The sequence below is a fragment of the Pseudomonas sp. SWRI50 genome (assembly GCF_014269095.1).
In the GTDB taxonomy this organism is placed as follows: Bacteria; Pseudomonadota; Gammaproteobacteria; order Pseudomonadales; family Pseudomonadaceae; genus Aquipseudomonas; species Aquipseudomonas kermanshahensis.
In genome coordinates, this window is record NZ_JABWRW010000003.1 from 78,352 (window position 1) to 100,728 (window position 22,377).

General features: G+C 62.4%; 18 protein-coding genes. 15 read left to right on the forward strand and 3 right to left on the reverse strand.

All coding sequences use genetic code 11. From position 1 onward, the window contains the following. Nucleotides 1-60 precede the first annotated feature (60 nt). Nucleotides 61-1,467 carry a type I glutamate--ammonia ligase gene (glnA, locus tag HU750_RS04245; protein ID WP_008095432.1) on the reverse strand — a complete coding sequence of 469 codons (1,407 nt, stop codon included), beginning with the start codon at nucleotides 1,465-1,467 and terminating at the stop codon, nucleotides 61-63. Nucleotides 1,468-1,957: 490 nt separating this feature from the next. Here glnA and thiI point away from each other — a divergent pair, with 490 nt between their 5' ends. The 3 genes from thiI to HU750_RS04260 all read left to right on the forward strand — a co-directional run bounded on the left by thiI (nucleotide 1,958) and on the right by HU750_RS04260 (nucleotide 6,131). Further along, nucleotides 1,958-3,412 carry a tRNA uracil 4-sulfurtransferase ThiI gene (gene thiI, locus HU750_RS04250; protein ID WP_027592385.1) on the forward strand — a complete coding sequence of 485 codons (1,455 nt, stop codon included), beginning with the start codon at nucleotides 1,958-1,960 and terminating at the stop codon, nucleotides 3,410-3,412. Nucleotides 3,413-3,540: 128 nt separating this feature from the next. Continuing rightward, nucleotides 3,541-5,364 carry a translational GTPase TypA gene (gene typA, locus HU750_RS04255; RefSeq protein ID WP_027592386.1) on the forward strand — a complete coding sequence of 608 codons (1,824 nt, stop codon included), beginning with the start codon at nucleotides 3,541-3,543 and terminating at the stop codon, nucleotides 5,362-5,364. Nucleotides 5,365-5,531: 167 nt separating this feature from the next. Beyond that, entirely contained in the window at nucleotides 5,532-6,131 is a 600-nt protein-coding gene (locus HU750_RS04260; RefSeq protein ID WP_514132416.1) for a YjaZ family protein, read from the forward strand. Between the two features lie 173 nt (nucleotides 6,132-6,304). Here HU750_RS04260 and HU750_RS04265 read toward each other — a convergent pair whose 3' ends face one another. Next, the gene (locus HU750_RS04265) at nucleotides 6,305-6,709 is read right to left on the reverse strand and encodes a YkgJ family cysteine cluster protein (RefSeq protein WP_016712459.1); all 405 of its coding nucleotides are present in this window, start codon (nucleotides 6,707-6,709) and stop codon (nucleotides 6,305-6,307) included. Nucleotides 6,710-6,907: 198 nt separating this feature from the next. On the opposite strand from HU750_RS04265, the gene HU750_RS04270 reads away from it, so the two are divergent. The 5 genes from HU750_RS04270 (at nucleotide 6,908) to HU750_RS04290 (ending at nucleotide 12,250) form a co-directional block, all read left to right on the forward strand. Next, nucleotides 6,908-9,358, forward strand: a complete 2,451-nt coding sequence (locus HU750_RS04270) for a glycogen/starch/alpha-glucan phosphorylase (protein ID WP_186677169.1) — start codon at nucleotides 6,908-6,910, stop codon at nucleotides 9,356-9,358. Between the two features lie 267 nt (nucleotides 9,359-9,625). Next, entirely contained in the window at nucleotides 9,626-10,636 is a 1,011-nt protein-coding gene (locus HU750_RS04275; protein ID WP_027592388.1) for a class 1 fructose-bisphosphatase, read from the forward strand. A 3-nt stretch (nucleotides 10,637-10,639) separates the two neighbouring features. Continuing rightward, the gene (locus HU750_RS04280; RefSeq protein ID WP_186677170.1) at nucleotides 10,640-11,236 is read left to right on the forward strand and encodes a DUF924 family protein; all 597 of its coding nucleotides are present in this window, start codon (nucleotides 10,640-10,642) and stop codon (nucleotides 11,234-11,236) included. Between the two features lie 190 nt (nucleotides 11,237-11,426). Beyond that, nucleotides 11,427-11,681 (forward strand): outer membrane protein assembly factor BamE domain-containing protein, encoded by a 255-nt coding sequence (gene bamE / locus HU750_RS04285; protein WP_079230016.1) that lies wholly within the window; start codon nucleotides 11,427-11,429, stop codon nucleotides 11,679-11,681. Next, the gene (locus HU750_RS04290; RefSeq protein ID WP_186677171.1) at nucleotides 11,678-12,250 is read left to right on the forward strand and encodes a lipocalin family protein; all 573 of its coding nucleotides are present in this window, start codon (nucleotides 11,678-11,680) and stop codon (nucleotides 12,248-12,250) included. The genes bamE and HU750_RS04290 overlap by 4 nt, the downstream gene beginning before the upstream one ends. A 48-nt stretch (nucleotides 12,251-12,298) precedes the next feature. On the opposite strand, the gene HU750_RS04295 is transcribed toward HU750_RS04290, so the two are convergent. Next, nucleotides 12,299-13,663, reverse strand: coding sequence for a formimidoylglutamate deiminase (locus HU750_RS04295; RefSeq protein WP_186677172.1), 1,365 nt, complete (start codon nucleotides 13,661-13,663; stop codon nucleotides 12,299-12,301). Nucleotides 13,664-13,806: 143 nt separating this feature from the next. Here HU750_RS04295 and hutC point away from each other — a divergent pair, with 143 nt between their 5' ends. The 7 genes from hutC (at nucleotide 13,807) to hutG (ending at nucleotide 22,346) form a co-directional block, all read left to right on the forward strand. Next, complete coding sequence (gene hutC, locus HU750_RS04300) at nucleotides 13,807-14,517, forward strand: histidine utilization transcriptional repressor HutC (protein ID WP_172960436.1); 711 nt, start codon at nucleotides 13,807-13,809, stop codon at nucleotides 14,515-14,517. Further along, nucleotides 14,514-15,086 carry a HutD/Ves family protein gene (locus HU750_RS04305; RefSeq protein WP_186677174.1) on the forward strand — a complete coding sequence of 191 codons (573 nt, stop codon included), beginning with the start codon at nucleotides 14,514-14,516 and terminating at the stop codon, nucleotides 15,084-15,086. Before hutC ends, HU750_RS04305 begins: the two co-directional genes overlap by 4 nt. A gap of 394 nt (nucleotides 15,087-15,480) precedes the next feature. Continuing rightward, nucleotides 15,481-17,154, forward strand: a complete 1,674-nt coding sequence (gene hutU / locus HU750_RS04310; RefSeq protein ID WP_186677180.1) for a urocanate hydratase — start codon at nucleotides 15,481-15,483, stop codon at nucleotides 17,152-17,154. A gap of 69 nt (nucleotides 17,155-17,223) precedes the next feature. Further along, complete coding sequence (gene hutH / locus HU750_RS04315; protein WP_027592396.1) at nucleotides 17,224-18,756, forward strand: histidine ammonia-lyase; 1,533 nt, start codon at nucleotides 17,224-17,226, stop codon at nucleotides 18,754-18,756. Nucleotides 18,757-18,906: 150 nt separating this feature from the next. Continuing rightward, complete coding sequence (hutT, locus tag HU750_RS04320) at nucleotides 18,907-20,310, forward strand: L-histidine transporter HutT (protein WP_027592397.1); 1,404 nt, start codon at nucleotides 18,907-18,909, stop codon at nucleotides 20,308-20,310. 16 nt (nucleotides 20,311-20,326) lie between these two features. After that, a complete protein-coding gene (gene hutI, locus HU750_RS04325; RefSeq protein ID WP_186677183.1) occupies nucleotides 20,327-21,532 on the forward strand; it encodes an imidazolonepropionase in 1,206 nt (401 codons plus the stop codon). A 10-nt stretch (nucleotides 21,533-21,542) separates the two neighbouring features. Then, a complete protein-coding gene (gene hutG / locus HU750_RS04330) occupies nucleotides 21,543-22,346 on the forward strand; it encodes an N-formylglutamate deformylase (protein ID WP_099455569.1) in 804 nt (267 codons plus the stop codon). Nucleotides 22,347-22,377: the final 31 nt, after the last annotated feature.

A 22,377-nucleotide genomic window follows, 5' to 3' on the forward strand; every position in this document is an offset into this window, starting at 1 on the left:
AAAACGGCCTCCCGAAGGAGGCCGTCTTGATCACGTCATCGGCGCCAGGCGCCGATCAGATCAGCAGCTGTAGTACAGCTCGTATTCCAGCGGGTGCACGAAGGTACGGACTTTGATCTCTTCTTCGCTCTTCAGCTCGATGAAGGCATCGATGAAGTCGTCGGAGAACACGCCGCCCTTGGTCAGGAACGCACGGCCTTTATCCAGCTCTTCCAGGGCCTCTTTCAGGCTGCCGCAGACCTGCGGGATGTCTTTCGCCTCTTCAGGCGGCAGGTCGTACAGGTTCTTGTCGGCAGCATCGCCTGGGTGGATCTTGTTCTGGATGCCGTCCAGGCCAGCCATCAGCAGGGCCGCGAAGGCCAGGTACGGGTTGGCCGATGGGTCCGGGAAGCGCGCTTCGATACGGCGGGCTTTCGGGCTGCCGACGTACGGAATACGGATCGAGGCGGAACGGTTGCGCGCCGAGTAGGCCAGCATCACCGGGGCTTCGAAGCCTGGGACCAGACGCTTGTAGGAGTTGGTCGACGGGTTGGTGAAGCCGTTCAGGGCCTTACCGTGCTTGATGATACCGCCGATGAAGTACAGGGCGGTGTCGGACAGGCCGGCATAGCCTTCACCCGAGAAGGTGTTCTTGCCGTCTTTCCAGATCGACATGTGCACGTGCATGCCCGAGCCGTTGTCGCCGTACAGTGGCTTCGGCATGAAGGTGGCGGTACGGCCGTAGGCGTCGGCAACGTTGTGCACGACGTACTTCAGGGCCTGTACTTCGTCAGCTTTCTTCACCAGGGTGTTGAACTTGACGCCGATTTCGTTCTGGCCGGCAGTCGCCACTTCGTGGTGGTGAACTTCAACGGTCTGACCCATTTCTTCCAGTGCGTTGCACATGGCAGTACGGATTTCGTGGTCGTGGTCGAACGGCGGAACTGGGAAGTAGCCGCCTTTGACGCCAGGACGGTGGCCTTTGTTGCCGCCTTCCACGTCAGCGCCAGTCATCCACGAGCCTTGCTCGGAGAAGATCTTGAACATCGAGCCGGAGATGTCCGACTGGAACTTTACTTCGTCGAAGATGAAGAACTCAGGCTCTGGGCCGGCGAATACAGTGTCACCGATGCCGGTGCTCTTCAGGTACTCTTCGGCGCGCTTGGCGATGCCGCGTGGGTCGCGATCGTAGCCCTGCATGCTCGACGGGTCGACGATGTCGCAGGTGATGATCAGGGTCGGCTCTTCGGTGAACGGGTCCAGCACGGCGGTGTCATCGACCGGCATCAGGATCATGTCGGAGGCTTCGATGCCTTTCCAGCCAGCGATGGAGGAACCGTCGAACATCTTGCCGACTTCGAAGAAATCTTCGTCCAGGCCATCACGCGCCGGCATGGTCACGTGGTGCTGAATGCCTTTGGTGTCCGTGAAACGCAGATCAATCCACTTGACGTCATGATCTTTGATGAGTTGAACCGACTTCGACATGTTGTCCTCCGGATGGTCTAGAGCGCGGTGGGCCGCTGCCCTGGAAAAAGGGTGTTGCCGGGCGCGGATAGTCGGCCAAGCTTACCTGCCTCACAAGGGAGCAAATTGCATGCCAGTGCCCGAAAATGGCGAGGGCGGGATAAAAGAGGGCGTTTGCGGGCATCTGGCGCTGGGTTGGCAGGGAGGGTTGCACTGTTAAGATGCGATTTTTGCTGTGCTTGCACCAATAAGGTGCATTGAGTGTGTTGCGTGCCTGTTTCGAGGGCCTCTTCGCGGGCAAGCCCGCTCCCACAGGTAGGCTGTGATCTTTGAAGCTTGCGCGGTCACTGTGGGAGCGGGCTTGCCCGCGAAAGGGCCGGAACAGGCACCCCAAAACCCCGGCCTTGCATTTATCTCAAAGCTTCTGATCAAAAGTTGGTCAAATCCTGAGCAATTTCCGATATAATTCGCGCCCCTCATTTTCGGCAGGCCCTGCGCGCGCTGTTAACCAATGAAACTTATCGTCAAAGTCTTCCCAGAAATCACCATCAAGAGCCGGCCGGTGCGCAAGCGCTTCATCCGTCAGCTCGGCAAGAACATCCGCAACGTGCTCAAGGATCTGGATCCTGAGCTCGCGGTCGATGGTGTCTGGGACAATCTCGAAGTGGTCACCCGCGTCGAAGACGAGAAGGTCCAGCGCGAGATGATCGAGCGCCTCACCTGCACGCCGGGTATCACCCACTTCCTGCAGGTCGAGGAATACCCGCTCGGCGACTTCGACGACATCGTCGAGAAGTGCAAGCAGCACTTCGGTCACCTGCTGGCGGGCAAGCACTTCGCCGTGCGCTGCAAGCGCGGCGGCCACCACGACTTCACGTCGATGGACGTCGACCGCTACGTCGGCAGCCAACTGCGTCAGCAGTGCGGCGCCGCCGGCATCGAGCTGAAGAACCCGGAAGTGCTGGTGCGCATCGAAATTCGCAACCAGCGCCTGTACGTGATCCACAACCAGCACCAGGGCATCGGCGGCTATCCGCTGGGCGCCCTGGAGCAAACCCTGGTACTGATGTCCGGTGGCTTCGACTCCACCGTGGCGGCCTACCAGATGATGCGCCGTGGCCTGATGACCCACTTCTGCTTCTTCAACCTCGGCGGGCGTGCCCACGAACTGGGGGTGATGGAAGTTGCCCACTACCTGTGGAAAAAGTACGGCAGCAGCCAGCGCGTGCTGTTCATCAGCGTGCCGTTCGAAGAAGTGGTCGGCGAGATCCTCAACAAGGTCGACAACAGCTACATGGGCGTGACCCTCAAGCGCATGATGTTGCGCGGCGCCGCCCATATGGCCGACCGCCTGCAGATCGACGCGCTGGTCACCGGCGAGGCAATTTCCCAGGTCTCCAGCCAGACCCTGCCGAACCTGTCGATCATCGACTCGGCGACCGACAAGCTGGTGCTGCGCCCGCTGCTGGCCAGCCACAAGCAGGACATCATCGACCAGGCCACCGAAATCGGCACCGCCGACTTCGCCAAGCACATGCCTGAATACTGCGGCGTGATCTCGGTAAACCCGACCACCCACGCCAAGCGTCACCGCATGGAGCATGAAGAGAAGCAATTCGACATGGCCGTGCTGGAGCGCGCTCTCGAACGCGCCAAGTTCATCTCGATCGACCACGTGATCGACGAGTTGGGCAAGGACGTCGAGGTGGAAGAAGTGCGCGAAGCGCTGCCTGGCCAGATCGTCATCGACATCCGTCACCCCGATGCCCAGGAAGACGAACCCCTGGTGATCGAGGGCATCGAAGTCCAGGTGATGCCATTTTATGCAATTAATAGTCGCTTCAAGCAGCTGGATGAAACACGCCAGTACCTGCTGTATTGCGACAAGGGTGTGATGAGCCGACTGCACGCACACCACCTGCTCAGTGAGGGACATGCCAATGTGCGTGTTTATCGTCCGGCATAAGACGCCAGGGCTGTATGGCGGCAGCATCCGCCATCGCCCTCCCGACCACCGGGCCTGCTGAGCCTTATACCTTACATATTGGTCGCCTAGACTAGGCGGCAACCGAATCCTCTGATCGAGATACACTTGTGATCGAAAATCTGCGTAACATCGCCATCATCGCCCACGTTGACCATGGTAAAACCACGTTGGTCGACAAACTCCTGCGTCAGTCCGGCACTCTGGAGCGTAACGAGCTCAACGACGAGCGCGTCATGGACTCCAACGACCAGGAAAAAGAGCGCGGTATTACCATTCTGGCGAAAAACACCGCCATCAACTGGAACGGCTACCACATCAACATCGTCGACACCCCCGGCCACGCCGACTTCGGTGGCGAGGTTGAGCGTGTAATGTCGATGGTCGACTCCGTGCTGCTGCTGGTCGACGCTCAAGACGGCCCGATGCCGCAAACCCGCTTCGTGACCAAAAAGGCCTTCGAAGCTGGCCTGAAGCCAATCGTTGTCATCAACAAGGTTGACCGCCCGGGCGCGCGTCCTGACTGGGTTCTGGACCAGATCTTCGACCTGTTCGACAACCTCGGTGCCACCGACGAACAGCTGGACTTCAAAGTCGTCTACGCCTCGGCCCTGAACGGCATCGCCGGTCTGGACCACACCGAAATGGGCGAAGACATGACTGCCCTGTACCAGGCTGTCATCGACCACGTTCCAGCGCCAGCTGTTGACCGTGACGGCCCGTTCCAGATGCAGATCTCCGCTCTGGACTACAACAGCTTCCTGGGTGTTATCGGTGTTGGCCGTATTGCCCGTGGTCGCATCAAGCCGAACACCCCGGTTGTTGCCATCGACGCTGACGGCAAGAAGCGTAACGGCCGTATCCTCAAGCTGATGGGCCACCACGGCCTGCACCGCGTCGATGTCGAAGAAGCCCAAGCTGGCGACATCGTCTGCATCAGCGGTTTCGACGAGCTGTTCATCTCCGACACCCTGTGCGACCCGACTGCCGTTGAGGCGATGAAGCCGCTGACCGTTGACGAGCCTACCGTTTCGATGACCTTCCAGGTCAACGACTCGCCGTTCTGCGGCAAGGAAGGCAAGTTCGTCACCAGCCGTAACATCAAGGACCGTCTGGACAAAGAGCTGCTGTACAACGTTGCCCTGCGCGTTGAAGAAACCGACTCCCCAGACAAGTTCAAGGTCTCGGGCCGTGGTGAGCTGCACCTCTCGGTACTGATCGAAACCATGCGTCGCGAAGGCTTCGAGCTGGCCCTGGGCCGCCCAGAAGTAATCATCCGCGAAGTGGACGGCGTGAAGCAGGAACCGTTCGAAAACGTCACCATCGACATCCCTGAAGAAGCCCAGGGCAAGGTCATGGAAGAGATGGGTCTGCGTAAAGGCGACCTGACCAACATGGTCCCGGATGGCAAGGGCCGTGTACGCCTGGAATACAACATCCCGGCGCGTGGTCTGATCGGTTTCCGTAACCAGTTCCTGACCCTGACCAACGGTGCAGGCATCCTGACCTCGATCTTCGATCGCTACGACACCGTGAAGTCCGGCCACATGTCCGGCCGTCAGAACGGCGTACTGGTTTCGGTCGAAACCGGCAAGGCGCTGACCTACTCGCTGGAAACCCTCCAGGCGCGTGGCAAGCTGTTTGTCGAGCACGGTCAAGAGATCTACAACGGTCAGATCATCGGCCAGAACAGCCGCGACAACGACCTGGGCGTCAACCCTACCAAGGGCAAGAAGCTCGACAACATGCGTGCTTCGGGTAAAGACGAAGTCATCGCCCTGGTTCCGCCTGTTCGCTTCACCCTGGAACAGGCTCTGGAATACATCCAGGAAGACGAGCTGTGCGAAGTCACGCCGAAGTCCATCCGTCTTCGCAAGAAGATCCTGGACGAAAGCGAGCGTACCCGCGCTGCCAAGAAAGCCAAGAACAGCTGATTTAGCTGTGGCTAAACAAAAACGCCCCCGGTCGAAAGGCCGGGGGCGTTTTTGTTTGAGCGTTTATTGCCCCATGTTGCAACGGAAGTAATTGCTAACTAAGCAGTTTTTGGCAATGCACCACAGCCCCAGTACGCTGCCTGCTTGTAAAAATCAGGGAGCCGAAGATGAAGGGCAGGGGGTGGAAGGAGCATTTGGCGCGTGGCCATATTGATGTTGCGGGAGTGTCCAGGAGCTTGCTCCACTTGCGTCCCGGCTTGCATCAAGTAGTTATCCCAGCCCATTCCACTCAGGAACCGCAAGAAGTGGCGCTGGTAATAGAGTATTCAAGCCACTGTGTCAGTTACGGGCCGAAGCAAGGTGCTGAATTGAATTTCGAGGCTCTAGGCCTCGAGCATTTGCTGATAGATCACAGGGGGATATGCCGGGCGTTTTGCGCTGGGCGATACAGGCTGTCCGTCCAACTGCCGACCATCATGGCATCACTGGCGGATAGGCAGTGTCTGTTTACGGGGCATAGCAACTGGCTGACCATGGAAGGGCATCAATTTGGCTATCCAGAAGGAAGCCGCTATGAGGTCTATTTCAGTCTGCGTCGTGAATCAGCCCGGAGCCTGAAGGTATATGTTGAAAGTGCCTACGTGCGAGACGTTGATCATCCCTCTCATCGTCCGCTTCGCCTGAAACGGCATGAAAAGATAAAGGGCTGGCTGTTGATCATGAAGAAGCTGAGAAATGAGCCGATTCGACGGCCAGTGCAGCGTTAGCTGGCTGCAGAAATACGAAACCCCCAATTAAGGGGGTCGTATCGCGGATGCCCTTAGGGACTTATCCCATCAACCGGCACGGCCGGAACCAGGTGGCGGCGTCTAGACACTTCCCGAGGGAAGCTCCGTGTACATCAAGACGGTTGAAAGTCTATTGGGTCTCTGATGGATCGTCAACGCCCAACCACTTTAGGCTTATAGGCGCAGTACCCCGGCCGCGGCCCAACCTTGGGGTGGTTGCGGCAGGTGTCCGGGCGCTTGTCATAAATGGTGCACAGCCGGCTCTTACGATCCAGGTACATGCAGTCATCGTTGCTCATCCGGGTCAGGGTGAAAATGCCTGACTTCTGGTTGAAGCGTTCGATGATGCCTTCCTTCTGCAGGCGTTTGGCCACGTTTTTGGGCGGTTCGTCTTTTTCGAACTCGTCTACCACGCCAATGCGGATCAGATCCTTGATCTTCACCTCCACCGGCAGGGTGCAACAGGTCGAGTGGCAGCCACCGCACATGTGGCTGGCATAGCGCTGCCAAGTCTCCAGGCGGTCGACTTCGGCGGCGGCGATCAGGGTCGTTTTCATCGTTATGGGGGTGAATCACGGGCTTGGGGCGCGCGATGATACCGGAGTTGTTCAATTTGTGAACAACCTTTTGCCCGATTCACGGTGTTGATTCAGTGTTCAGGCATGAAAACTGCGAACAGGAACGGTAAGTCCCTGTCGAAGGGTCTAGTCTCTTCACTCTCCCTCCGTATTCGTCAACTTGCCCGAGGATGCCGCATGTCCCAGGAACCCAAAGCACGTGACGCCGAGGTGGCCGATTTTCGCGCCGCTGTACTGGATAAGCTGACCTACGCGGTCGGCAAGGACCCCGAGCATGCCTTCGACCATGACTGGTTCGAAGCCATTGCCCTGGCCGCGCGTGATCACATGGTCGATCACTGGATGGACCACACCCGTCAGGCCTACCGGCGCAGTCAAAAGCGGGTGTATTACCTTTCTCTGGAGTTTCTCATCGGGCGGCTGCTGTACGACAGCCTGAGCAACCTGGGCTTGCTGGACATCGCCCGTGAAGCCCTTGATGGCCTGAATGTCGACCTGGAGCGTATCCGCCTGCTCGAGCCGGATGCGGCGCTGGGCAACGGTGGCCTGGGGCGGCTCGCCGCTTGTTTCATGGAAAGCATGTCGACCCTGGGTATCGCCGCCCACGGCTACGGCATCCGCTACGAGCACGGCCTGTTTCGCCAGGCGGTGGTCGATGGCTGGCAGCAGGAGCAGACCGAAAACTGGCTGGACTTTGGCAACCCCTGGGAGTTCGAGCGCGCCGAGGTGATCTACCCGATCAGTTTCGGCGGCAGCGTCGAAACGGTGCAAGACACCCACGGCCAGCAACGGCAAGTCTGGTGGCCTGGCGAGACGGTGCGCGCGGTGGCCTATGACACGCCGGTGGTCGGCTGGCGTGGCGCCAGCGTCAACACCTTGCGCCTGTGGCGTGCCCGGGCGCTGGAAGAGCTGCACCTGGAGCGCTTCAACGCCGGTGACCATCTGGGCGCGGTCGCCGAAGTGGCCCGTGCCGAGAGCATCTCACGCGTTCTCTACCCGGCCGACAGCACCGAGGCTGGGCAGGAACTGCGCCTGCGCCAAGAATACTTCTTCGTTTCGGCCTCGCTGCAGGACCTGCTGCGACGCCACCTGAACATGCACAAGGACTTGCTCAACCTGCCCGATGCGGCGGCCATCCAGCTCAACGACACGCACCCGTCGATTGCCGTGGCCGAGTTGATGCGCCTGCTGGTCGACCAGCATGAAATCCCGTGGGAAAAGGCCTGGGAGCTGACCGTCGGCACCCTGGCCTACACCAACCACACCCTGCTGCCCGAGGCGCTGGAAACCTGGCCGGTGGCGCTGATGGAGCGCATGCTGCCGCGGCACATGCAGATCATCTACCTGATCAACGCCTACCATATCGACGCCCTGCGCGCGAAAGGTCTGCATGACTTCGACGTGCTGCGGGCGGTGTCGTTGATCGAGGAAGAAAACGGCCGCCGGGTCCGCATGGGCAACCTGGCGTTTCTGGGGTCGCACAGCGTCAACGGCGTGTCGGCACTGCACAGTAAGTTGATGAAGAGCACGGTGTTCGCCGAGCTGCACAAGCTCTACCCGCAGCGGATCAACAACAAGACCAACGGCATCACGTTCCGGCGCTGGCTGTACCAGTCCAACCCGCAGTTGACCGAAATGCTGGTTGAGGCGCTGGGCCCGGAGCTCAAGGATGACCCGGAAGGGTTGCTCGCCAACCTGGTGCCGTTTGCCGACAAGAGCAGCTTCCGCAAGCAATTCGCCGCCCAGCGCCTGCACAGCAAGCGCGCCCTGGCCAGCATCATCCAGGACCGTATCGGCGTGACGGTCAACCCGGAGGCGTTGTTCGATGTGCAGGTCAAGCGCATCCACGAATACAAGCGCCAACTGCTCAACCTGTTGCACACCGTGGCCTTGTACCAGGCCATACGCAACGACCCGGGCACCAACTGGGTGCCGAGGGTGAAGATTTTCGCCGGCAAGGCTGCGGCCAGCTATCACCAGGCCAAGCTGATCATCAAATTGGCCAACGACATCGCTCGGGTGGTGAACAACGACCCGACCGTGCGCGGCCTGCTCAAGGTGGTGTTCCTGCCCAACTACAACGTCAGCCTGGCCGAAAGCATCATCCCGGCGGCGGACCTTTCCGAGCAGATCTCCACGGCCGGCTATGAAGCATCGGGTACCAGCAATATGAAGTTCGGCCTCAATGGCGCGCTGACCATTGGCACACTGGACGGCGCCAACGTCGAGATGTGCGAGCACGTGGGGGCCGACAACATGTTCATCTTTGGCCTGACGGCGCAGCAGGTCGAGGCGCGGCGGCGAGCGGGGGATTTTGGCGCCAGTGTGGCGATTGCCGAGTCGAGCCGCTTGAACGACGTGCTTCAGTCGATTCGCAGCGGGGTGTTCTCGTCGGATGATCCCTCGCGCTATACCGGGTTGATCGATGGGCTGGTGGCGTATGACCGCTTCCTGGTGTGCGCCGATTTCGATGCCTACTGGGATGCTCAGCGGCGGGTCGAGGAGCTGTGGCATACGCCGCAGGAATGGTGGCGGATGGCGGTGCTGAACACGGCAAAGATGGGCTGGTTCTCGTCGGACCGGACCATTCGGGAGTATGCGGGGGAGATCTGGAAGGCACTGGATTGAGCAGGGGGCCGCGGTGCGGCCCATTCGCGGGGCAAGCCCGCTCCCACAGGATCTGCGTTGCCTTGAAGGCTGCGCAAAACCTGTAGGGGCGGGCTTGCCCGCGAATGGGGCGCACCGCGGCCCCAGTCGACAGCCGGCCTGGCAAAGGCTGAACTACCGACCTATTGTGCCGTCAGACAGCCCAGGCGAGTCTCATCACTCGCTAGCATCGCACTCTCCCTGTAAACTGCGGGGGTTTTTCTCCCCCTTTCCATTTCGGAGCCATACATGTCCCGCGTTACCCTGAGTCGCTATCTGATTGAGCAGACCCGCAGCAACAATACCCCTGCCGATCTGCGCTTCCTGATCGAAGTGGTGGCGCGCGCGTGCAAAGAGATCAGCCACCACGTGTCCAAAGGCGCCCTGGGCGGCGTACTGGGCAGCATGGGCACCGAAAACGTGCAAGGCGAAGTACAGAAGAAGCTGGACGTTATCTCCAACGACATCCTGCTGGAGGCCAACGAGTGGGGCGGCCACCTGGCCGGCATGGCGTCCGAAGAAATGGACAACGCCTACCAGATCCCGGGCAAATACCCCAAAGGCGCCTACCTGCTGGTCTTCGACCCGCTGGACGGCTCGTCGAACATCGACGTCAACGTTTCGGTCGGCACCATCTTCTCGGTACTGCGTTGCCCTAATCAGTACCTGAGCCAGAACGAAAGCCTCAACGAAGAAGCGTTCCTGCAGCCAGGCACCGAGCAGGTTGCTGCCGGTTATGCCATCTACGGCCCGCAGACCATGCTGATCCTGACCCTGGGCAATGGCGTCAAAGGCTTCACCCTGGACCGCGAACTGGGCAGCTTCGTCCTGACCCACGAAAACATCCAGGTACCGGCCACCACCGCCGAATTCGCCATCAACATGTCCAACCAGCGCCACTGGGAAGCCCCGGTACAGCGTTACGTGGACGAACTGCTGGCCGGTGAAACCGGTCCGCTGAAAAAGAACTACAACATGCGTTGGATCGCCTCGATGGTCGCCGACGTGCACCGCATCCTGACCCGTGGCGGTCTGTTCATGTACCCGCGTGACGCTCGCGACCCGAGCAAGCCGGGCAAGCTGCGCCTGATGTACGAAGCCAACCCGATGTCGTTCATCATCGAGCAGGCGGGCGGCGCATCCACCAATGGTTACGATCGTATCCTCGACATCAAGCCAGAGAGCCTGCACCAGCGCGTGTCGGTCATCCTCGGCTCGAAGGAAGAGGTCGAGCGCGTCACCGCGTATCACAAGGAGTAAGTCATGCTCGCACCTTGGCAGCCGTTGCTGGAGTGGTGGTTCGGTTGGGGTACCAGTCCCCAGGCCGTGGCTGACGAGAAGAGCACGCTGTGGTTCGGCAAGCATCACGATGCCGAGGCCCAGGCGCTGTTTGGCGACTTGGTCGAGCACGCCCTGGCGGGCGGGCTCGATGAGTGGCAGCAGAGCCCGCAAGGCTGGCTCGGCCTGCTGATCCTGCTGGACCAGCTGCCACGCATGATCTACCGCGACACGCCGCGCGCCTTCGAAGGCGACCGGCGTGCCCAGGTGGTGGCCATGCAGGGCCTGCAAAAAGCCTGGGATTACCAGCTGCTGCCGATCCAGCGGGTGTTCGTGCTGTTGGTGCTGGAGCATGCCGAGGTGCTGGACTGGCAAAACCTGTGCGTCGAGCGTTACCAGGTGCTGCTGGACGAGCAACCGGAGGCCAATCGCCGGTTGTTCGAGGGGTTCCTCGACTACGCCGAGCAGCACCAGCGGGTGATTGCCCGGTTCGGGCGTTTCCCGCACCGCAACCTGATGCTGGAGCGGCCGAGCACCAGTGAAGAGATGGACTTTTTGCTGGAGCCTGGCTCCAGGTTCTGATTGCCACTGGGCCTGTCGCGACACAAAAACCGCGCCTGCATCTGCAGGCGCGGTTTTTTTGTGCCTGCCGTTGGCCAGCCGACCAATGGTGTAGGTGAAAAGGGGGGAGGGCAGGGAACCAGGGAGGGATTTTCCCGTCGAAGGTCACTGCAGGCCACTCGCCTGTATCCCCTGTTCAGGAGTGTCCTTCATGTCGTTGCGTTCCCTCGCCCTGTTGTCCCTGTGCGTCGTTCTGACCGCGTGCAGCAAGATCAACCAGGAAAACTATTCCAAGCTCAAGGCCGGTATGAACAAGGCCGAGGTCGAGCAACTGCTCGGCACGCCCACCGAGTGCTCTGGCGCACTGGGCATGAGCAGCTGTACCTGGGGGGACGAGAAGAGCTTTATCAGCGTGCAATACGCGGCCGACAAGGTACTGATGTATTCAGGGCAGGGCCTCAAATGAGGCGTGTCCACCTGCTGCTGGGGTTATGCCTGGTGATGCTGCTGGGCGGCTGCGCCACATCTGCACATGACCCGCTGGCGCCGAAAACCGCCGGCAATGTCGACCTCAAGCGCTACCAGGGCAAATGGTACGAGCTGGCGCGCCTGCCGATGCGTTACCAGGAGGGCTGCGAGCAGTCCGAGGCGCATTACAACCTGAAGCAGGACGGCACGTTTGGCGTGCTCAATCGTTGCCGCACGATCGGTGACGAATGGCTGCGCGCCGAGGGGCATGCCAACATCCAGGAGCCGGGGCATACCGACAAGCTGTGGGTCGAGTTCGATAACTGGTTCACGCGCCTGGTGCCGGGTGTGGCGAGAGGCGAGTACTGGATTCTGTACGTGGACGACCGCTACCACACGGCGATCGTCGGCAGCCCGGACCGCAAATACCTGTGGATCCTGTCCCGTACACCGAGCCTGCCAGCCTGGCAGCGCGAAAGCTTGCTGGCCAAGGCACGGCAGCAGGGGTATGACACCAGCCGGCTGATCTGGCGCACGGCTGACCAGCAGATCGTCAAGTCTCATTGATGCCATTCACGCTGTGTGGGTAGGCGCAGCACAAGGCTGCGCCTACCCTCAATTGAGCAGTTGACGCAAAACCTCGACGAACGCTCGCGCGCTTTCCTCTTCCTGCGCATGGCGCCCCTGGCGCACTACCCATTGCCCGTTGACCATCACATCGCGCACCTGGCGATCGCCGCCCGCGAACAGCCAGCGGTTGAGAATCGCATCGTCCTTTGCCGTAGCGATGTACGGGTCCTGCCCGTCGAGCACCAGCCAATCGGCTCGCTTGCCCACTGCCAACTGGCCGACCGCTTGCCCAAGTGCCTGGGCACCGCCGCTCAAGGCCGCGTCATACAGCGTGCGGCCGACCATCGGTTGGTCGCTGCGGTACAACCGGTTGCGCCGTTGATCGCGTAGCCGCTGGCCATACTCCAGCCACCGCAGCTCCTCCACCACGCTGAGCGACACATGGCTGTCCGAGCCAATGCCCATGCGCCCACCTTGTGCCAGGTACTCCACCGCCGGGAAGATACCGTCGCCCAGGTTGGCCTCGGTGGTCAGGCACAGGCCTGCCACGGCGCCACTGCGGGCCATGGCGGTAACTTCATCGGCTTCGGCATGGGTGGCATGCACCAGGCACCAGCGCGCGTTCACGTCGACATGTTCGTACAGCCACTGCAGCGGGCGGCGGCCGCTCCAGGCCAGGCAGTCGTCGACTTCCTTCTGTTGTTCGGCAATGTGGATATGCACCGGGCTGTGCGGGCTGCCAGCCTCCAGCACATGGGCGATCTGCCCTGGCGTGACCGCCCGTAGCGAGTGGAAGCACAGGCCCAGTTGCTGTGCGGGCTGCGCGGCCAGCAGGGGGGCGAGTAGTGCCTGCAGGCGCAGGTACTGCTCGGTGGAGTTGATGAACCGCCGTTGCCCTTCGTTCGGAGCCTGGCCGCCGAAACCGGCGTGGCTGTAGAGCACCGGCAGCAGGGTCAGGCCAATGCCGCTGCTGGCTGCCGCCGCGCTGATGCGCCGGGACAGTTCGGCAGGGTCAGCGTAGGCCTTGCCAGCCTGGTCGTGGTGCACGTAATGGAATTCGGCCACCGAGGTGTAGCCGGCCTTGAGCATCTCGATATACAGCTGGCGGGCGATGACCTGCAGTTGCTCCGGGGTGATCTGGCCCACCAGGCGGTACATCAGGTCACGCCAGGTCCAGAAGCTGTCGTTGGGGTTGCCCGCCACTTCCGCCAGCCCTGCCATGGCACGTTGAAACGCATGGGAATGCAGGTTGGGCATGCCCGGCAGCAGCGGGCCGGCCAGCCGTTCGGCGCCTTCGGCCGAAGCATCGGGCTCGATACGGGCCACGTTGCCATCGCTGGCGACCTCGATTCGGACATTGCTGGCCCACCCATTGGGCAGCAGGGCACGTTCGGCGAAGTAGGCGGACATCGGTGAAATCCTGTTATTGTTAACTTGTATATACATATACAGGCGTTTGCCTGCCGGGTAAACTGCGGCAAGCTACCGCTCATTCAATCGCACAAGGATCCAACGCCGTGCCGACACCTCCTGTCTCCGCGCTGGTTGCCCAGATGGGCGAGGGCCCGGCGCCGCTGTACGCGCGGGTCAAACAGATGATCATCCAGCACATCGACAACGGCAGCTGGCCGCCTCATCACCGGGTCCCTTCGGAAAGCGAACTGGTCAGCCAATTGGGCTTCAGCCGCATGACCATCAACCGCGCCCTGCGTGAGCTCACGGCCGAAGGTTTGCTGGTGCGCATGCAAGGGGTCGGCACGTTCGTCGCCGAGCCCAAGAGCCGCTCGGCGCTGTTCGAGGTCAACAACATCGCCGACGAAATTGCCGGGCGTGGCCACCAGCATAGCTGCCAGGTGATCACCCTTACCGAAGAAGCGGCCGGCTCCGAGCGCGCACTGGCGCTGGACATGCGCGAAGGCCAGCGGGTGTTCCATTCGCTGATCGTGCACTACGAAAATGGCATCCCGGTGCAAATCGAGGACCGCTACGTCAACGCAGCGATCGCCCCTGATTACCTCAAGCAGGATTTCACCCGGCAGACGCCTTACGCCTACTTGTCCCAAGTCGCCCCGTTGACCGAGGGTGAGCACGTGGTCGAGGCGATCCTAGCCGAGCCGCACGAGTGCCAGTTGCTGCAGATCGAGCGGGGCGAGCCATGCCTGCTGATTCGCCGCCGCACCTGGTCCGGTCGCCAGCCGGTCACCGCTGCGCGGTTGATCCACCCCGGTTCCCGTCATCGCCTTGAAGGACGTTTCAGCAAATGAGCCAGATGCAGGTGTTGCGTGCGCAGGGGTACCCGCGCATGCCGTGGAAGAACGGCGGTGGCTTTACCGAGGAAATCACCCGCGACAGTGGCGAGGGCCTCGACGGGTTCGGCTGGCGTCTGTCGATTGCCGATATCGAAGAGTCAGGCGGGTTCTCGTCGTTCACCGGTTACCAGCGGATCATCACCGTGCTGCAGGGCGATGGCATGCGCCTGTTGGTCGATGGCCAGGCCAGTCGGCCGCTGTTGCCGTTCGATGCCTTTGCGTTTGCTGGCGAGAGCCAGGTCAGTTGCAAGCTGCTAGGTGGGGCGATTCGGGATTTCAACCTGATCTATTCGCCACAGCGGTATCGGGCGCGGTTGCAGTGGCTCGATGGTACCCACCGGCTGTTCAGCTCGGCGTCGACGCTGTTGTTGTTTGCGGCCAGTAGCCAGGTCGAGGTGGCCATGGCGGGGCGTGAGATGCAGCGGCTGGCCTTGTATGACTGCTTGCGGCTTGAGGGGAACGATGAATTGCTGGGGCTGGAGGTTCAGGGGCGTTTTTGCCTGATCGAGCTGACAGCGCGCTGAGGGCTCGCCAGTAGATTTTTGGCGCCTGTGAGATCGAGCGCCGCCCGCGCGGCGCATCGCGAGCAACGCTCGCTCCTACGTTTGTTTTTGGCCAGTAACACCTGTAACAGACGCACGCGATCGCCTTTGCGCATGGCGCGATATCGCGTCGAACAAACAAGGCGGTCGCGCGCGTTTGCCCCAGGAATAATTGGCCCGAAACAAACGTAGGAGCGAGCGTTGCTCGCGATGCGCCGCGCGGGCGGCGCTCGGTCTATGCACCACCGCACAACTCAAGCCAGGAGCGAACAGGTCCAAATATTTTGGTTGTCCATGCTTGTACATACAAGTAAAGGTGTGTTTGTATATTGACCACGACACACCTGCCCGCGGACGACCGCAGAGGACCCTTCCCGTGACCGACAACAACAAATACCGTGACGTTGAAATCCGTGCCCCACGTGGCAACAAGCTGACCGCCAAAAGCTGGCTGACCGAAGCGCCACTGCGCATGCTGATGAACAACCTCGATCCGCAGGTCGCCGAAAACCCGAAAGAACTGGTGGTCTACGGTGGTATTGGTCGCGCTGCCCGCAACTGGGCCTGCTACGACAAGATCGTCGAGACCCTGACCCGCCTGGAAGACGACGAAACCCTGCTGGTGCAGTCGGGCAAGCCGGTCGGCGTGTTCAAGACCCACAGCAACGCCCCCCGCGTACTGATCGCCAACTCCAACCTGGTGCCGCACTGGGCTAACTGGGAACACTTCAACGAACTGGATGCCAAGGGCCTGGCCATGTACGGCCAGATGACCGCCGGCAGCTGGATCTACATCGGCAGCCAGGGCATCGTCCAGGGCACCTACGAAACCTTCGTCGAGGCCGGCCGCCAGCACTACGGTGGCAGCCTGAAAGGCAAGTGGGTACTGACCGCAGGCCTCGGCGGCATGGGCGGCGCCCAGCCACTGGCCGCGACCCTGGCCGGCGCGTGCTCGTTGAACATCGAATGCCAGCAGAGCCGTATCGATTTCCGTCTGGAAACCCGCTACGTCGACGAGCAGGCCACCGACCTCGACGACGCCCTGGCACGCATCGCCAAGTACACCGCCGAAGGCAAGGCCATCTCTATCGCCTTGCACGGTAACGCCGCTGAAATCCTGCCTGAGCTGGTCAAGCGTGGCGTGCGCCCGGACATGGTCACCGACCAGACCAGCGCCCACGACCCGCTCAACGGCTACCTGCCGGCCGGCTGGACCTGGGAGCAGTACCGCGACCGCGCGCAGACCGAACCGGCTGCGGTGGTCAAGGCTGCCAAGCAGTCCATGGCTGTGCACGTACAGGCCATGCTCGATTTCCAGAAGCAGGGCATCCCGACCTTCGACTACGGCAACAACATTCGCCAGATGGCCAAGGAAGAGGGCGTGGCCAACGCCTTTGATTTCCCAGGCTTCGTACCGGCCTACATTCGCCCGCTGTTCTGCCGCGGCGTAGGCCCGTTCCGCTGGGCCGCGCTGTCTGGCGAAGCCGATGACATCTACAAGACCGACGCCAAGGTCAAAGAACTGATCCCCGACGACGCCCACCTGCACCGCTGGCTGGACATGGCCCGCGAGCGCATCAGCTTCCAAGGCCTGCCAGCGCGTATCTGCTGGGTCGGCCTGGGCCTGCGCGCCAAGCTGGGCCTGGCGTTCAACGAAATGGTGCGCAGCGGCGAGCTGTCGGCGCCGATCGTGATTGGCCGCGACCACCTGGACTCCGGTTCGGTATCGAGCCCCAACCGCGAAACCGAAGCCATGCGTGACGGCTCCGACGCCGTCTCCGACTGGCCGTTGCTCAATGCCCTGCTCAACACCGCCAGCGGCGCCACCTGGGTGTCGCTGCACCACGGCGGCGGCGTAGGCATGGGCTTCTCGCAGCACTCGGGCATGGTCATCGTCTGCGACGGTACCGATGAAGCCGCCGAGCGCATCGCCCGCGTGCTGACCAACGACCCAGGCACCGGCGTTATGCGCCATGCCGATGCCGGCTACGACATCGCCGTCGATTGCGCCAAAGAGCAAGGCCTCGACCTGCCAATGATCACGGGCTGATCGCTGCACTTTGAGAGATACTGAACAACAAGAAGGGGCCTGCGGGCCCCGACAGAATGGAGTAGCGAAGTGACCGAACTGACCCTCAAGCCTGGCACCCTGACCCTGGCCCAGCTGCGCGCGATCCACGCCGCACCCGTGCGCCTGCGCCTGGATGCCAGCGCCGACCAGCCGATCAACGACAGCGTTGCCTGCGTCGAACAGATTCTTGCCGAAGACCGCACCGCCTACGGCATCAACACCGGTTTCGGCCTGCTGGCCTCGACCCGCATTGCCAGCCATGACCTGGAAAACCTGCAGCGCTCGCTGGTGCTGTCCCACGCCGCCGGCATCGGCGCGCCGCTGGATGACGACCTGGTGCGCTTGATCATGGTGCTCAAGATCAACAGCCTCAGCCGTGGTTTCTCCGGCATCCGCCGCAAGGTGATCGATGCCCTGATCGCCTTGGTCAACGCCGAAGTCTACCCACACATCCCGCTCAAAGGCTCGGTCGGTGCTTCCGGCGACTTGGCACCGCTGGCGCACATGTCGCTGGTGCTGCTCGGCGAAGGCAAGGCGCGCTACAAGGGCCAGTGGCTGTCGGCCACCGAAGCCCTGGCCGTTGCTGGCCTGGAACCTCTGACCCTGGCCGCCAAAGAGGGCTTGGCCCTGCTCAACGGCACCCAGGCGTCCTCGGCCTACGCCTTGCGCGGGCTGTTCTACGCCGAAGACCTGTATGCCGCCGCCATTGCCTGCGGTGGCCTCACCGTGGAAGCGGCGCTGGGCTCGCGTTCGCCGTTCGATGCACGGGTGCATGCCGTGCGTGGCCAGCGTGGCCAGATCGACACCGCCGCGTGCTTCCGCGACCTGCTGGGTGAAACCAGCGAAGTCTCGCAATCGCACAAGAACTGCGACAAGGTCCAAGACCCGTACTCGCTGCGCTGCCAGCCACAGGTCATGGGCGCTTGCCTGACGCAGCTGCGCCAGGCTGCCGAAGTGCTGGGCATCGAAGCCAACGCCGTGTCCGACAACCCGCTGGTGTTCGCCGCCGAAGGTGACGTGATCTCGGGCGGTAACTTCCACGCAGAGCCGGTGGCCATGGCTGCTGACAACCTGGCCCTGGCCATCGCCGAAATCGGCTCGCTGAGCGAGCGCCGCATTTCGCTGATGATGGACAAACACATGTCCCAACTGCCGCCGTTCCTGGTGGAAAACGGTGGGGTCAACTCCGGCTTCATGATCGCCCAGGTCACCGCTGCTGCGCTGGCCAGCGAGAACAAGGCGCTGTCGCACCCGCACAGCGTCGACAGCCTGCCCACCTCGGCCAACCAGGAAGACCACGTGTCGATGGCCCCGGCGGCGGGCAAGCGCCTGTGGGAAATGGCCGAGAACACCCGTGGCGTGCTGGCCATCGAATGGCTGGGCGCTTGCCAGGGCCTGGACCTGCGCAAAGGGCTGAAGACCTCCGCCAAGCTGGAGCAGGCGCGTCAGGCGCTGCGCAGCGAAGTGCCGCACTACGACCGCGACCGGTTCTTTGCGCCGGATATCGAGAAGGCTGTCGAACTGCTGGCCAAGGGCAGCCTGACCGGGCTGTTGCCGGCTGGGGTTCTGCCTAGCCTGTAATGCCTTTGGGGCCGCGTTGCGGCCCATTCGCAGCACAAGGCTGCTCCTACAACGGCAACGCTTTCCCTGTAGGAGCAGCCTTGCGCTGCGAAAGGGCTGCAACGCAGCCCCCTCGATCTCACGACCACAAAAACAAAATTAGGACGTGACATGCAACAAGCTCAAGGTCTCAAGCGCGGGCTATCGGCCCGGCACATCCGTTTCATGGCGCTCGGCTCCGCTATCGGTACCGGGCTTTTCTACGGTTCCGCCTCTGCCATCCAGATGGCCGGCCCCGCCGTGCTGCTGGCCTACCTGATCGGCGGCGCCGCCGTGTTCATGGTCATGCGCGCCCTCGGCGAGATGGCCGTGCACAACCCGGTCGCCGGCTCCTTCGGCCACTACGCCACGACCTACCTCGGCCCTATGGCCGGCTTCATCCTCGGCTGGACCTACGCCTTCGAAATGGTCATTGTCGCCATCGCCGACGTGACCGCCTTCGGTATCTACATGGGCTTCTGGTTCCCTGAAGTGGCCCGCTGGATCTGGGTACTGGGCATCGTCTTCCTGATTGGCGGCCTGAACCTGTGCAACGTCAAAGTGTTCGGCGAAATGGAATTCTGGCTGTCGCTGCTCAAGGTCGGCGCCATCGTCGCGATGATCCTCGCCGGCCTCGGCATCATGGCCTTCGGCTTCAGCCAGGTGGGCACCGGGCATGCCGTCGGCTTGAGCAACCTGGTCGAGCATGGCGGCTTCATGCCTAACGGTGTCGGCGGCCTGATCGCCTCCTTCGCGGTGGTCATGTTTGCCTTTGGCGGTATCGAAATCATCGGCGTGACCGCCGGTGAGGCCAAGGACCCACAACGGGTCATCCCCAAGGCCATCAATGCCGTGCCACTGCGCATCCTGCTGTTCTACGTGCTGACCCTGTTCGTGCTGATGTGCCTGTACCCGTGGCCGCAGATCGGCAGCGAAGGCAGCCCGTTCGTGCAGATCTTCAGCAACCTGGGGATCGGTTCGGCAGCGGCAGTGCTGAACGTGGTGGTGATTTCCGCTGCGATTTCGGCCATCAACAGCGACATCTTCGGCGCCGGCCGCATGATGTATGGCCTGGCCCAGCAAGGCCACGCCCCGCGTGGTTTCAGCAAGCTGTCCAAGCACGGCGTGCCGTGGATGACCGTGGTGGTCATGGGCGCGGCGCTGCTGGTTGGGGTGTTGCTCAACTACCTGATCCCCGAGAACGTGTTCCTGCTGATCGCTTCGATCGCCACCTTCGCCACTGTGTGGGTGTGGCTGATGATCCTGGTCACTCAGGTCGCCATGCGCCGCAGCATGAGCCGCGAAGAAGCCGCGCAGCTCGCGTTCCCGGTACCGTTCTGGCCCTATGGCCCCGCCATGGCCATCGCGTTCATGGTGTTCATCTTTGGCGTGCTCGGTTACTTCCCGGATACCCAGGCCGCGTTGTTGGTCGGTGTCGTCTGGGTGGTGTTCCTGGTCGCGTCCTACCTGCTGTGGTGCAAGCCGCGGGCAGGGCAGGGCAAGGCGGCCCAGGCACCGGCCGAGCTGCACCGCTAGTACAGGAGATTTGCAAATGAGAACCCTCTGGCAGCACTGCCATGCGGCAACCATGGTGGACGGGCGTTACGCGATCATCGAGGACGCGGCGATCGTCACCTGCGCCGGGCTGATCGAATGGATCGGCCCCCGCAGCGAGCTGCGGCCGGTCGAGGCTGAGCGTACGGTGGACCTGGGCTACGCCTGGGTCACCCCTGGCCTGATCGACTGCCACACCCACGTCGTGTTCGGTGGCAACCGCAGCGGCGAGTTCGAGCAGCGCCTGCAAGGCGTGAGCTATGCCGAAATCGCGGCGCAAGGCGGCGGCATCGCCAGCACCGTGCGGGCCACCCGCGCGGCCAGCGAGGATGAGCTGTTCGCCAGTGCTCGCCAGCGGGTTCAGGCGTTGATGCGCGATGGCGTGACCACGCTTGAGGTCAAGTCCGGCTACGGCCTGGACCTGGCCAACGAGCGCAAGATGCTGCGCGTGGCCCGGCGCCTGGCCGACGAATTGCCGCTGGCGGTGCGCGCCACCTGCCTGGCGGCCCACGCCCTGCCGCCGGAGTACGCTGGCCGGGCCGACGACTACATCACCCACATCTGCGACGAGATGCTGCCGGCCTTGGCCGCAGAGGGCCTGGTGGATGCCGTGGATGCCTTCTGCGAACACCTGGCGTTCTCCCCGGCCCAGGTCGAGCGGGTATTCATCAAGGCGCATGAGTTGGGCCTGCCGGTCAAACTGCATGCCGAACAGTTGTCGTCGCTGCACGGCTCCAGTTTGGCTGCGCGCTACCAGGCGCTGTCGGCCGACCACCTGGAATTCATGACCGAGGAAGACGCCATTGCCATGGCCGCGGCCGGCACTGTCGCCGTGCTGCTGCCGGGCGCCTTCTACTTCCTGCGCGAGACCCAACTGCCCCCGATGGAGGCCTTGCGCCGCCACGGGGTGAAAATTGCCCTGGCCAGTGACCTCAACCCCGGCACTTCGCCAGGGCTGTCGCTGCGCCTGATGTTGAACATGGGCTGCACGCTGTTCCGCATGACCCCCGAAGAAGCCCTGGCCGGCGTGACCACCCATGCCGCTACGGCCCTCGGCCTGGGCGACAGCCACGGCTCGCTTGAAGCCGGCAAGGTGGCCGACTTCGTCGCCTGGCACATCGAACGCCCTGCCGACCTGGCCTATTGGCTCGGCGGCGACCTGCCCAAGCGCGTGGTGCGCCGGGGCCATGAACTTTCCAACTGAGCGAGGCGCAATGGACAAGGTACTGAGTTTTCACCAGGGCCGCCTGCCCCTGCTGATCAGCATGCCCCACGCCGGGCTCGGCCTGACTCAAGCCGTGCGTGAGGGCTTGGTCGACCAGGCGCAGAGCCTGCCCGACACCGACTGGCATATCCCGCGCTTGTACGATTTCGCCCGTGAGTTGGGTGCCAGCGTGGTGGCGGCGGAGTATTCACGCTTCGTCATTGACCTGAACCGCCCGGACGACGACAAGCCGCTGTACGCCGGGGCCACCACGGGGCTGTACCCGGCCACGCTGTTCGAGGGTGAGCCACTGTTCAAGCACGGCAAGGAACCCTCCGCGGACGAGCGCAAGGCCTACCTGGAACAGATCTGGCGGCCTTATCACGAGACGATCCAGCGCGAGCTGGCGCGCCTGCGCGAGGCGTTCGGCTACGCCTTGCTGTGGGATGCCCACTCGATCCGCTCGCTGATCCCGCACCTGTTCGACGGCAAGCTGCCGGACTTCAACCTGGGCACCTTCAACGGCGCCAGTTGCGATGCCGAGCTGGCCGAGCGGCTGCAGGGGGCGTGCGCTGAGGCACAGGGTTACAGCCATGTGCTGAATGGGCGCTTCAAAGGCGGGCATATCACCCGGCATTACGGTAACCCGGCCGAGCACATTCATGCTGTGCAGCTGGAGCTGGCGCAGAGTACCTACATGGAAGAGGTGGAACCCTTCGCGTACCGCGAAGACCTGGCGCAGCCGACCCAAGCGGTGCTGCGCGCGCTGCTTGAGACACTGCTGGCCTGGGGCCGGGAGCGCTACGGAAAGTAAGCGGATGTCGAGCGGCGCAGCGCGCCGCTCA